The organism is Bacillus sp. LJBS06 (genome assembly GCF_016924995.1).
GTDB lineage: Bacteria > Bacillota > Bacilli > Bacillales > Bacillaceae > Bacillus > Bacillus stercoris.
This window is the reverse complement of sequence record NZ_CP070483.1, coordinates 439,954-452,414: the sequence shown is the minus strand read 5'-3', so window position 1 is coordinate 452,414 and position 12,461 is coordinate 439,954. Positions and strand designations below refer to the sequence as shown.

At 47.6% G+C, this 12,461-nt stretch carries 12 protein-coding genes; 3 read left to right on the top strand and 9 right to left on the bottom strand.

Translation table 11 applies throughout. From position 1 onward, the window contains the following. Positions 1 to 32: 32 nt before the first annotated feature. From JQX68_RS02265 to JQX68_RS02245, 5 genes are all read right to left on the bottom strand, one after another. A complete protein-coding gene (locus tag JQX68_RS02265) occupies positions 33 to 1,097 on the bottom strand; it encodes a tartrate dehydrogenase (protein WP_205440505.1) in 1,065 nt (354 codons plus the stop codon). 93 nt (positions 1,098 to 1,190) lie between these two features. After that, positions 1,191 to 2,312, bottom strand: coding sequence for a mannitol-1-phosphate 5-dehydrogenase (locus JQX68_RS02260; protein ID WP_040084158.1), 1,122 nt, complete (start codon positions 2,310 to 2,312; stop codon positions 1,191 to 1,193). A 1-nt stretch (position 2,313) separates the two neighbouring features. Next, complete coding sequence (locus tag JQX68_RS02255; RefSeq protein WP_069839870.1) at positions 2,314 to 2,745, bottom strand: PTS mannitol transporter subunit IIA; 432 nt, start codon at positions 2,743 to 2,745, stop codon at positions 2,314 to 2,316. A 24-nt stretch (positions 2,746 to 2,769) separates the two neighbouring features. Continuing rightward, positions 2,770 to 4,206 (bottom strand): PTS mannitol transporter subunit IIBC, encoded by a 1,437-nt coding sequence (locus JQX68_RS02250; RefSeq protein WP_205440504.1) that lies wholly within the window; start codon positions 4,204 to 4,206, stop codon positions 2,770 to 2,772. 173 nt (positions 4,207 to 4,379) lie between these two features. Then, a complete protein-coding gene (locus tag JQX68_RS02245; protein ID WP_205440503.1) occupies positions 4,380 to 4,733 on the bottom strand; it encodes a hypothetical protein in 354 nt (117 codons plus the stop codon). A gap of 164 nt (positions 4,734 to 4,897) precedes the next feature. Here JQX68_RS02245 and cutR point away from each other — a divergent pair, with 164 nt between their 5' ends. The 3 genes from cutR to JQX68_RS02230 are packed head-to-tail and all read left to right on the top strand — an operon-like array spanning position 4,898 to position 7,758. Then, positions 4,898 to 5,470 (top strand): copper uptake transcriptional regulator CutR, encoded by a 573-nt coding sequence (gene cutR, locus JQX68_RS02240; RefSeq protein WP_205440502.1) that lies wholly within the window; start codon positions 4,898 to 4,900, stop codon positions 5,468 to 5,470. A gap of 34 nt (positions 5,471 to 5,504) precedes the next feature. Then, the gene (gene ycnJ, locus JQX68_RS02235; RefSeq protein WP_205440640.1) at positions 5,505 to 7,130 is read left to right on the top strand and encodes a copper transporter YcnJ; all 1,626 of its coding nucleotides are present in this window, start codon (positions 5,505 to 5,507) and stop codon (positions 7,128 to 7,130) included. A gap of 13 nt (positions 7,131 to 7,143) precedes the next feature. Continuing rightward, entirely contained in the window at positions 7,144 to 7,758 is a 615-nt protein-coding gene (locus JQX68_RS02230; RefSeq protein ID WP_095431765.1) for a YcnI family copper-binding membrane protein, read from the top strand. Between the two features lie 44 nt (positions 7,759 to 7,802). Here JQX68_RS02230 and gdh read toward each other — a convergent pair whose 3' ends face one another. From gdh to gabT, 4 genes are all read right to left on the bottom strand, one after another. Next, positions 7,803 to 8,588 carry a glucose 1-dehydrogenase gene (gene gdh / locus JQX68_RS02225; RefSeq protein WP_014662785.1) on the bottom strand — a complete coding sequence of 262 codons (786 nt, stop codon included), beginning with the start codon at positions 8,586 to 8,588 and terminating at the stop codon, positions 7,803 to 7,805. A 19-nt stretch (positions 8,589 to 8,607) separates the two neighbouring features. Further along, positions 8,608 to 9,471 (bottom strand): glucose uptake protein GlcU, encoded by an 864-nt coding sequence (gene glcU / locus JQX68_RS02220; protein WP_014662784.1) that lies wholly within the window; start codon positions 9,469 to 9,471, stop codon positions 8,608 to 8,610. A gap of 122 nt (positions 9,472 to 9,593) precedes the next feature. After that, complete coding sequence (gene gabD / locus JQX68_RS02215; RefSeq protein ID WP_172640202.1) at positions 9,594 to 10,982, bottom strand: succinate-semialdehyde dehydrogenase; 1,389 nt, start codon at positions 10,980 to 10,982, stop codon at positions 9,594 to 9,596. Positions 10,983 to 11,050: 68 nt separating this feature from the next. Continuing rightward, complete coding sequence (gene gabT / locus JQX68_RS02210) at positions 11,051 to 12,361, bottom strand: 4-aminobutyrate--2-oxoglutarate transaminase (RefSeq protein WP_069148956.1); 1,311 nt, start codon at positions 12,359 to 12,361, stop codon at positions 11,051 to 11,053. Between the last annotated feature and the right edge of the window lie 100 nt (positions 12,362 to 12,461).

The following is a 12,461-nucleotide window of genomic DNA, read 5'->3' as shown; positions in this document are numbered from 1 at the left end:
GCCGGGGCAGCCAACTTCCCCGGCCTGTTTCATCAGAGCTTTCTTAAACGCGCACAGATTTCATCAGTGACCTCAGCCATTGTGCTTTGCCCCCCAATGTCGCGTGTTTTGATGCCGTCGGCAGTTACTTGCTCCATTACATCCAGAATTTTCGCCCCCAGTTCTTCCTCCTCGAAGTGGTCCAGCATCAGCTTCGCTGTCCAAATCTGGCCGATTGGATTGGCAAGGCCCTGTCCGGCAATGTCAGGAGCTGAGCCGTGAACCGGTTCAAACATGGATGGATATTTGCCGGATGGATTGATGTTCGCAGAAGGCGCAATGCCGATGCTTCCCATCAGGCTCGAGCTGATGTCGGTTAAAATATCACCGAACAAGTTACTCGCCACAATAACATCAAACGTTTCCGGACGCGTCACAAAAAAAGCGGCCAGCGCATCAATATGCTGGGATGACGTTTCGATTCCGCTATACTCAGCGGCCGTCTGCTGAAAGACTTCATCCCAAAACGGCATCGCGTGATAAATGCCGTTAGACTTTGTCGCACTTGTCACATGGCCGCGCCGTTTTTTCGCCAATTCGAAGGCAAAGCGCATGACACGTTCTGTCGCTTTTCTTGTAAACACGGCATTCTGGATGGCGATTTCATCATCGCCTTTATGAATGCGCCCGCCGACTTCACTGTATTCACCCTCACTGTTCTCGCGAATCACCACGAGGTCAAAATCATTTGGATGCAAAAGCGGCGACGTAATGCCCGCCATTTGTTTGGCGGGTCTCATATTAATGGAAAGCTCAAGCTCCCTCCGTATTTTCAGCAGCAGCCCCCATAACGAAATATGATCGGGAACCAGCTTCGGATTTCCGACGGCTCCCAAGAAAACGGCTTCAAATTGAGTAAGCGTATGTATTCCATCTTCGGGCATCATTTTGCCGTGCTCCAAGTAATAATCACAGCTCCATGGAAAAGCCGTGAATGAGAATGACAAACCCCCGTGCACCTCAGCCGCTGTATGAAGCACTTTTTCAGCAGCCGCTACAACCTCTTTTCCTACTCCGTCTCCCGGTATTGCCGCAATCTCGAATTGTTTCATCGTCATTCTCCTCCCCCTGTTATTGTAAGCGTTTTCTATTATACTAGATGGCGAGATTGTAAAAAAAGCCCGTGACGTTGTGTCACGGGTGGTGGTTGGTTATTGATTGAGTTTCTTTAAAACAATGGCGTGCAGCGGTTCGTGGGACTGAATGCCGCACACCTCTTGCAGTACGCCGCTGTATCCTTTTTCTTCGATCAGCGCCTGCAGTTCAACCGCTTCAGGGTCACCGGTGAAATCGAAGCGCAGGGCTGCGGCAATTCCTTCCGCCAGTGCGTTCGGCTCTTTTATTTTCTTTGCCGGGCCTACGAGTCTATCATTCTCTCCCAATTTTCTGAGAGGCGATCTCGCTACGCGGGTCACATCGTCCGAAATGAAAGGATTTTCAAAGCGCCCGATGATTTTTTTGATATATTGTTCGTGTTCAGTTTGCTTAAAGCCATACGATTTAACGAGATAGTCACCAGTTTCAAGCAGCGCCGAATGAACGACACGGCGGATTTCCGGATGATCAATTGCTTCTTTGACTGTTTTCAATCCGCGCTGATAGCCGACATACGCTGTCACCGCGTGTCCGGTATTGACCGTAAACAGCTTCCGTTCGATGTACGGCGTTAAATCATCAACAAACAGCGCGCCGTTTATGACTGGTGTTTTCCCTTTAAAGCCTGATTCATCAATGACCCATTCGAAAAATGGTTCAACCGATACTTTCAGCGGGTCTTCATGATGCTGAATCGGCACGATCCGGTCAACGGCAGAATTCGGGAAACCTACCGTTTCACTGACGGATTCCTGCTCTGCTTCCGTTAAATGGCTGTATATCTCTTTCTTTAAGAAGCTGCTTCCGCCAATCATATTTTCGCACGCAATGATATTCAGTGTGTTGGCAGCGTTTCTCTGTCTTAAACCTTCTGCGATAGATGGAGCAATCAGCTTCAGCACATTCGGGCCGACAGCTGTTGTGATGAGCGAAGCCTCATTAATCAGCCGGTACAGCTCCTCCGGCTGGCTGCCGCTGTTAATCGCGCTGACCGGGCCAATGACCTCTGATGAACGTCCTTCTTCTGCCAGTTCGACTGTGTATTCTTTTTTTTCATTGAGGAGGCTGACCATCGTGTCGTTTACATCCGCAAACACCACATCATAGCCAGAGTGGTGAAGCAGCGCGCCGATAAACCCTCTCCCGATATTCCCCGCACCGAAATGTAAGGCGATCATGTCAGTTCACCTCGTTGAAAATGGCGATCAAATCTTCTTCACTTTTAGCGGAGATCAGGCGTTCAATGTTTTCTTCTTCTGAGCAGATAATGGCGATGTTAGACAAAATGTCTAAATGCTCATTATTTTTACCCGCAATGCCGAATACCACTTTTGCCGTGTTGCCTTCTCCGTACTCAACACCGTCTGGAATTTGTATGATTGAGATTCCAGAGTGAAGCACCTCGCTTTTCGCTTCTTCTGTGCCGTGTGGAATGGCAATGAAATTCCCCATAAACGTAGAAGACGTTTCTTCACGTTCAAACATTTTGTTAATGTAATCCTCTGTCACATAGCCGTTGTCAATCAGCGTCTGGCCTGCCAATTTGATGGCCTCTTCTTTTGATGATACCGTTTGATTGAGTTTAATATTTTCCTTTGCGAGTACTTGCATGAGTATCACTCTCTTTCTATAAGATTACTTTTTCAGCTTTTCAATCAGCTCATCGTATTTCGGGCTGTTTAAGAAGTTATCCACTGATATGTGTGTCGCGTTCGGCAGCTTTGCTTTCGCGCGGTCTGTTAAATCTTTGTGGGTGATGACAATATCCGCATCGCTTGGCAGATTGTTAATGGCCGTGTTGGTCACACTGATGTCAAGCTCTGCTTTTTTCACTTTGTTTCTTAAGATGGATGCCCCCATGGCACTTGATCCCATTCCCGCATCACACGCAAAGATTATTTTGTTTACGCTTTCAGGAGACAGCTCAGACGCTTCCTCCGCTTTGGTTTGTTCCGCCTCTAAAGCAGCGGCTGCTTGGCTTTTCTTCCCCTTCATGGACTGCATTTTTTCTGTTGCGGCAGCCAGGTCTTCTTCACTTGCTTTTGAGGATTTCAGGATCACTGCTGATACGATGAACGATACAGCTGCAGCGACCAATACACCCGCCAATACGCCGAAATAGCCTCCTCTTGGCGTCATCGCCATCAATGCGATAATGCTTCCCGGTGACGCCGCTGCGACAAGTCCGGCATTAAAGATCGTGAACGTTAAAAGTCCGCTTGCTCCGCCGGCAATGGCTGCGAGAATCAGGGCCGGTTTCATCAAAATGTACGGGAAATAAATCTCGTGAATCCCGCCGAAGAAATGGATGATCGCCGCACCGGGAGCCGTTGATTTTGAAGATCCCTTACCGAAGAACATGTACGCCAGCAAAATGCCGAGCCCCGGTCCAGGGTTTGCTTCCACTAAAAACAAAATTGATTTTCCTGTTTGAGATGCTTGCTCGATTCCGATCGGGCTTAAGATTCCATGGTTAATGGCGTTGTTGAGGAACAACACTTTCGCCGGTTCTACAAAAACACTGGCTACCGGCAGTAAATTCGCGTGTACAATGACTTCCACACCAGCCGCCAGCAATTTGTTTAGTGTCAGGACAACCGGGCCGATGGCGTAAAACGCGGAAATCGTTAAAGCCGCGCCGACAATCCCTGCTGTAAAGTTGTTGATCAGCATTTCAAAGCCTTGTCTGACTTTATCCTTGAACAATTTATCAGTTTGTTTAATGAGGTATCCGCCAAGCGGCCCCATAATCATTGCGCCTAGAAACATTGGAATATCTGACCCGACAATCACCCCGATTGCCGCTGTCGCCCCGACGACTCCGCCGCGGTGGTCGTAAATCATTTTTCCGCCTGTATACGCTATCAAAAGCGGCAGTAAATACGTGATCATCGGGCTGACAAGCGTATTCAGCTGTTCATTTGGAAACCATCCTGCCGGAATAAACAACGCGGTAATGATGCCCCACGCGATAAACGCGCCGATGTTCGGCATGATCATTCCGCTCAAATAACTCCCAAAGCGCTGCACTTTCACTTTCATGCCGCCTTGCTGCTGTTCTTGCTGCTGCATATATAAACCCTCCCTGTTTTGTTTGTCGCTATAAGATACAAAGATATGTTTAGAGAATGATGCCTTCCCTTTGACTCTATGTTAAAACGCTTACAGCCCCTATACAATTGAAAGTAAAGAGGACTTTGGCACATGACTGTGACAATTTTTTAAAAATAAAAAGGCTCCTGATATCAGGAGCCTTTTCTCTTTCCTCTATAAATAATGCTGCCGTTTTGAATCACGTACTTTGCAATCATCCGCTCACTCACAATAAAAACGGGATACGCGCATACAAGCGCAAATACAGCCATCGGCACGTGCTGTACAGCTGGCAGCACTGAGCCTGCCGCATTGCGGAGGAGCATCAAAAGATAAATGAGCAGCACGATAGCCGATAATGATACCAGCATAATCGGAGCTGAAACTTTATATTCATAAAGCCGTTCCCGGCAGTGGCCGCAGCGAAATTGACAAGGCACATTTGATGATCTGACCATGTCGCCTGTCAAAGGTTTGCCGCAGTTCGGGCATGGTGTTTCTTTCATAGGGTATTCCTCACTTTCTATTCCATCTGTCTATTATACCAGAGTCCCTTCTGTTACGTTTTGTTGCTGTTCAACACATTTTCACATTTTTTATCATCCACTTACTTGTCTCCGTCTCTAAAATCCTCTACGCTTAAATAGATCTTAATGAAGAGGGTGTATGAATGCTTCCGATTAATAGACAGCAACACATACTGAAGTGGCTGAAAGAAGAAGGCTCGCTTAGAATTTCTGACATCAGCGCAAGGTTCGGCGTTTCGGAAATGACGGTATATAGAGATGTCAATCAGCTGGTTCAGTCAAATCAAGTCATTAAAACAGCCGGCGGTATCACGCTTCCCGTCCGAACACCTCAAACAGATCATATGTGCAGCTATTGCTTGAAGCCCGTCAATCAAGCTCATTCGGTTCAGCTGATTACGGTAAACCAAGACATTGAACAGCTATGCTGCGCACATTGTGCATTTTTGCGTTACGCCGATAAAACGGAAGAGGTTTCACACTTGATTTGCAGAGATTTTCTGTTACACACAACCGTCAGTGCCGGTTCGGCTTATTTCGTCGTAAATGCTGAATTGAACCTGCACTGCTGCCAGCCGCAGGCCATTCCGTTTGCGACGATCGATCATGCCGAACGATTTCAAAAAGGATTCGGAGGCGCCGTCCGCACTTTCGACCAAGCGCTGGAAGACATGCTTAAAGACAGAAAGAAACGCTGCACCTGCACCAAGAAATAACACAACACATACAGCGGAAGGTGGTGTCTGAGTGATGAAGCGAAACAGATGGTGGATCATTCTGCTGCTTTTTCTTGTTTTCCTGCCGAAAACAAGCTTTGCTCACGCCTATATTGTCAAATCCTCACCTGGGGAAAACAGCGAATTAAAAACCGCGCCTGCACAGGTGGAGATTGAATTTAATGAACCAGTTGAAGAAGGGTTTCATTACATTAAAGTCTATAATTCAAACGGCGACCGGGTGGATATGGATAAGACGGAAATCAAAAAAGACAACAATCACATCATGACAGTGAAGCTAAAAAAGAATCTGCCTCATGATGTGTACAGAGCGGAATGGAATGCGGTATCCGCGGACGGGCATCCGGTTTCCGGCGTCATTCCGTTCAGTATCGGGAAAGCGGATGGCGGATTCAGCAGCCAAAAAGCATCCGTTTCAGCGCTGAATCCGGGAACAGCCGCAGATCGCGCGATTCTGTATACAGCCTTATCTCTGTTTATCGGAACGGTTTTCTTCCATCTTTTCTGGTATAAAGGGAAACCAGAAAAGCTCGTGAAACGGACGAGACGTATCCTGATCGTCTCGATCGCAGCACTGGGTCTGGCGCTTTTGCTTCAGCTTCCGATTCAAACAAAAGCGAACGCAGGCGGTGGCTGGGGCAGCGCATTCCAGCCGGGCTACCTCAGAGAAACACTGTTTGAGACAGCAGGCGGCTCTATTTGGATTATACAGGCCGCACTGTTCGTGCTGCTCGCACTGTCTGTAATCCCTGCAATACGGAAAAACCGCTTTTCATCTTTTGGCTATTGGACTGCGCCGCTCATTTTCTTTTTCGGTCTCCTGCTTGCCAAGGCGTTTACAGGACATGCGGCTGTCGTTGAAGAAAAAACAGTGGGCATTTTGATGGATTTCCTTCATTTATCTTCCGCTTCCATCTGGGTCGGCGGAATCGCGGCACTCGTTTTGCTGCTCTCAAAAGAATGGAGGCAGCCTGACAAAACGCTCGCATGGGAAACGGTAAGCCGGTTCTCCCCATGGGCACTCACTGCAGTCGGCGTCATTTTGTTTTCAGGCTTGCTCAATGGATTTTTCATCATTCGTTCAATGGATTCACTGTTCCATACAGCGTATGGCCAAGCACTTTTAGTGAAAAGCGGGTTGTTTGTTTTCATGCTGGTTTTAGGCGCGATTCATTTTCTTCTCACCAGAAAGCAGCGCCGCACAGGAATCAGCCGAACGTTGAAAGCGGAGTGGGCAATCGGCATTGCTGTATTGATCACGGCTGCCGTGTTTACAAGCCTGCCAAGCCCGCCTGAGCCGCAGCCGGAACCGTTCTACCAAACCAAAGCGATTGAGAACGGACAAAGCGTTTCACTCAGCATCAGCCCAAACCAGCCCGGGAAAAATGTTTTTGAGCTGCGAGTCACCGACCATAACGGAGATCCGGTGAAAAACATCCAGCAAATCACGTTAACCATTTATAAAACAGGGCTGTCAGGCAGCGAAAACAAAAGCACGTTTCAATTAAAAGAGAAAACAAAAGGCGTCTTCCAGGATGAAAACCTGTCCATTAATGAGAAGGGAAACTGGAAGATCAAAGTCCACGGACTGACCGGTGACTTTAACGAAATCAATATCATGTTTACAAAGACCAATTAAAGGAGTGTTTACGTTGTTGAAAAAAATCGCATTGACACTATGTCCGGCTATTGTCGGCTCTCTCTTATTCTTTACGGCTCCTGCCAGCGCGCATGTTTCTGTAAAACCGGCTGAATCTGCTGCAGGCTCTTGGGAAACGTATACAATGAAGGTTCCTTCCGAGAAAAATCAACCGACAACGAAGGTTGTCCTCAAAATGCCGAAGGATGTTGAATTCCAGCAGTACGAGCCAATTCCAGGCTGGAAGGTTTCCACCCAAAAACATGATGACAAATCAGTGTCCGTGACGTGGGAAGCGACTGGCGGCGGTATTCAGGAAGGACAGTTCCAGCAGTTTACCTTTGTTGCAAAAAACCCTGACAAAGCGGAGGAAGCCGCTTGGGACGCATATCAATATTATAAGGACGGCAGCATTGTTGAATGGACAGGTGACGAGAATGCCGATACACCTCACTCCATTACAAAGATCACTTCTGCAAAACAAGTGACAGATGAGCACGGCGCCACGAAAACAGAAGATGATTCTGAAAACGCAGGTTCTTCAGCTCTAGACATTACAGCGATTGTGCTGTCCGCGGCTGCCATTATTTTATCTGTAGCAGCGCTTGTTAAGAAAAAACGCGCCTAATAAAAAAAGCGATCCAGATGTCATGTCTGGGTCGCTTTTTATGTTTAACCGCGGCCTGCCTGGAAGGAAGGATATTTCGTCATTCCGCCGTCTGCAAACAGCGTAATACCTGTGACGTAGCTGGATTCCTTCGAAGCAAGCCACACCGCTACTGCTGCGATTTCCTCCGGTTCGCCGATATATCCCATCGGAATCATGCTTTCTACATCCGCTTTCTGTTTAGGGTCAGCGAATTTTTCAGCATTGATTGGCGTGTTGATCGCACCTGGCCCGATATTGTTGACGCGAATGCCCTTCGGCGCGTATTCCAAAGCCAACGTTTCAGACATCAGCTTAATTCCGCCTTTACTAGCTGCATAGTGGACAAATAACGGCCACGGAATCATCTCATGCACACTGGACATATTGATGACATTTCCCTTGATATCGTTTTCCACGAAGTACTTAATCGCTTCACGGCTTCCTAAAAAGGCACCCGTTAAGTTCGTGCCGATGACTTTTTCCCAATCCTTAAGCGGCATTTCGTGAGACGGCACAGGATTTTCAAGCCCGGCATTATTAATCATAATATCGAGTGTGCCGAACTCTTTAATTGCCGTTTGCACGATATTTTTTACATCTTCCTCTTTCGTGACATCTCCTTGGACGACAACAGCTTCACCGCCTGCCTTGATGACCTCTTCTTTTACCTCGTTTGGATCCTGTTTATCACTATAATAGTTGATAACCACTTTTGCCTGCTCCTTGCCGAAGCGGATGGCCATTGCCTTTCCAAGCCCTGATGCAGCTCCTGTAATGGCAACGACTTTTCCTTTTAAATCCGGATACATATACATCTTCCTCCATTTGTTATGAATTTGATTTCGCGATACCCAAGAAGACGGCGGCCGCAATAATCAGGATAATCCCGATTGCAATTGCTATTAGCTGACGTTTCGTTTTCTTTTCACGCAGGATGAAAATACCCCCGAGCGTAGAAATGACAATTCCCATTTGTGAAAGGGAGAAGCTCGTTGCAACGCCAACTCGCGGCTGAGAAATAAACAAAAACATATTTCCGCCTGCCCAGATTAAGCCTGGGAGAATATTTCTGATTGCATACTTGTTAAAGGGTTTGTGTCTATAGGTTAAAACTAACCCCCCGACCACCATGCCAATTGCCTGCGGCAGCAGCGCGGACCAGCCGGACACATTGAACAATCTAGCCACGACTACATAAACCAAATAACCAAGAGTCGAAACAAGGAGAATCAAAATGCCCTTTTTCAAATTGCTTGGCTCGCCTTCTTTTTTATCATTCTTATCTTCCAAGGACGTGAGAATGATTCCCACAATGATAAAGATCAAAGCGAGAACGCCGAGCGTAATCGCAATCGGTGTTGACCATTCGCGGAACACGATCACACCGAACAGCGAGGTGGAAACGAGCTGCATTCCTGTGGAAATCGGCATTGTTTTAGATACGCCCATCAATTGAATGCTTTTCAGCTGGTTGGCCTGTCCAAGTGACCAAAATAAGCCGGATACGATTCCAACAATAAAGATGCGAAGTGACAGAACGGGCTGAACAAAAAAGTAAATAACGATAGAAACTATGAGCGCCCCGATCGTCGTTCCCAGTGTCTGGCTGTACGGCCCGCCGCCTAATTTCACATTGAAGAGAACAATGCTCCCCCAAAACAAAGCTGGGAGAAGAGCCAATAATAAATCCATTGTTGGGGAACCTTCTTTCAAAATGTATTTGCTGTTATTTTGGCTGGAATTGTTGTGATTATTCGCCGGAACACAAAAAGAGCTGCCGGAAAATCCGGCAGCTCTCAGGAGCTTGCATTCTTTTACAAACCGATGGACAAATATTTTGTTTCAAGGTACGGCTCGATGCCTTCCGAACCGCCTTCACGGCCAATGCCGCTTTCTTTCATTCCGCCGAATGGCGCTTGAACCGCTGATGGTCCGCCGTCATTCCAGCCGATAATGCCATACTCTAGATTTTCGGAAATATAGATGCCGCGGCGGTAGTTTTCTGTGAAGAAGTAAGCAGCTAAGCCGTACGGTGTATCGTTGGCAAGCTGAATCGCTTCATCAATATCAGAAAACGTGACGATCGGGGCGACTGGGCCGAATGTTTCCTCATGCATGATATTCATGGACGTATCAACATCGGTAAGCACTGTCGGATTCACAAAGTAGCAACCTTTGTCATCGTTTCGGTCATATGTGCCCCCAGCAATCACTTTCGCGCCTTTTTCAACCGCATCATCAATTTGGCTGACGATTTTTTCAAAGCCTCTTTTGTTGATGATCGGGCCGACATTGACGCCTTCTTCAAGTCCATTTCCGACTTTCAGCTTAGACACTTGCTCGCTCAGTTTCGCAGCAAATTCATCTTTGATGGATTCATGAACGATCAGGCGGTTGGCACATACGCATGTTTGCCCGGCGTTCCGGTATTTGGACGCCATCGCCTGTTCAACGGCAAGGTCAATGTCCGCATCTTCATCTACGATCAGCGGGGCGTGTCCGCCGAGTTCCATTGAAACGTGTTTCACAGTGTCCGCGCTGTTTTTCATGAGGATTTTCCCTACTGGTGTTGATCCTGTGAACGTGATTTTGCGGATTTTCGGACTGCTTGTGAACACATTTCCGATTTCTTCTCCATCGCCGATCACAACCTGAAGAACATCCTTCGGAATGCCCGCTTCATATGCGAGGCGCGCCAGTTCATAAGCAGACAGCGGTGTGTCCGGCGCCGGCTTGATGATAAATGTACAGCCCGCAGCAAGAGCAGGCGCCGCTTTGCGTGTAATCATCGCATTCGGAAAATTCCAAGGCGTGATAGCGGCAACGGGACCGACGGGCTGGCGTGTGACCACAATTCGTTTACCCGTTGTCGGAGCGGGGACCGTTCTTCCGTACACACGCTTCGCTTCCTCTGCGAACCATTCAATATAGCCTGCGCCGTATAGTACCTCTCCGACTGCTTCCTTATAGGGTTTTCCGTTTTCCTTTGTAATTAAATCTGCAAGTTCTTCTTTATGTTCAACAATCAGCTCATACCATTTTTTCAAAAGAGACGCTCTTTCGTTCGCTGATGTTTTAGACCACGTTTTAAACGCTTGATGTGAACGTTCAATGGCTTCTTCTACTTCTTTGGCTGATTGCTGAGGGATCGTTTTGATCTCCTCGCCCGTAGCCGGGTTGTAGACCTTTAATTGATCTGGCATATTGAACATTCCTTTCTTTTCATGATTACTTAAAATGATAGCAGACCCGGCCGTTTTCTTTCCAATGATTAAGCTCGCAGGCCCGCCTCCAGGATGCTTAGCCCTTCATTTAAAAGGCTGTCTGAGATGACAAGCGGTGTCAAAAAGCGGATGATATTACCGTTAATTCCCGCTGTCAGCAAAAGTAATCCATTTTGATTCGCATAGGCAGCAATCGCTGCTGCTTTTGCTTTATCAGGCTCACGCGTGTCAGGATCCTTGACGATTTCGATTGCCGCCATCGCCCCGAGTCTGCGGATGTCACCGATGAACGGGAATTCTTGTTTCCACTCATACGCCTTGCCTTCAATGGTTTTTCCAATTTCTTCAGATCGCTCATTCAGCCCTTCTTCTTCAATAATATCCAAGACAGCCAAAGCCGCCGCGCAGCCGAGCGGGCTGCCGGCATACGTGCCCCCTAGCTCGCCTGGCGCTGCCGCATCTAGCATTTCCGCACGGCCGATCACACCGCTTAATGGCAGACCAGCCGCAAGCGATTTAGACACCGTGATCAGGTCAGGCACTACATCAAAGTGCTCAATCGCAAAATAAGTGCCAGTTCTGGCAAAGCCGGTTTGAATTTCATCAGCAACAAAAACAATGCCGTGTTCTTTACAGAATGAAGCAACATGCTGCACAAAGCGTTTCGAAGGAATAATAAATCCGCCTTCTCCCTGCACCGGCTCCATCACGACACACGCTACGTTTTCAGGCGCAACGGAAGCAACAAAGAAATCATTGAATGCTTGAATGACCATATCGTCATAGCTTTCATTATTCATGCCAGCCGGCTTCTGATAATAGTAAGGGAACGGCGCTTGATAAACCTCTGACGCAAAAGGCCCGAAACCGAATTTATAAGGTTTTACCTTGCTTGTCATGCTCATCGTCATATTCGTACGCCCGTGAAACCCGCGGGTAAACGAGACAACCCCTTGACGTTTTGTATACTTTCTGGCGATTTTCACAGCGTTTTCGACCGCTTCCGCTCCTGAGTTAAGAAAAATCGCTTTTTTCTCGTGATCGCCCGGTGCAATGCCGCACAGTTTTTCGGCTAATTCGATATAAGACGGATACATCATGACATTGAAGCCTGGATGAATCAGCTCCTCCGCCTGCCGCTTCACAGCCTCAACCACCTTCGGATGAGAGTGACCGACGTTTAACGTTCCGATGGCGCCTGCAAAATCAATAAATCTCCGGCCGTCCAGATCGTACAGCTCAGCCCCTTCTCCTTTGACCGCCAGACTGCGGTTGCCGTTGCTCACACCTTTTGACACAAATTGATCCCGTTTTTGCTGCCATTGTGCAGTTGTGATGCTTGCTGTTGTTTGACTCATGTGAATATCCCCCTGTCGGTATTTTCTTATCATTCTGACTTCTCTTTGGTATGATGAAAAGTACCAATTATAACTTTTGGATGGTATCAGAAGGAGAATC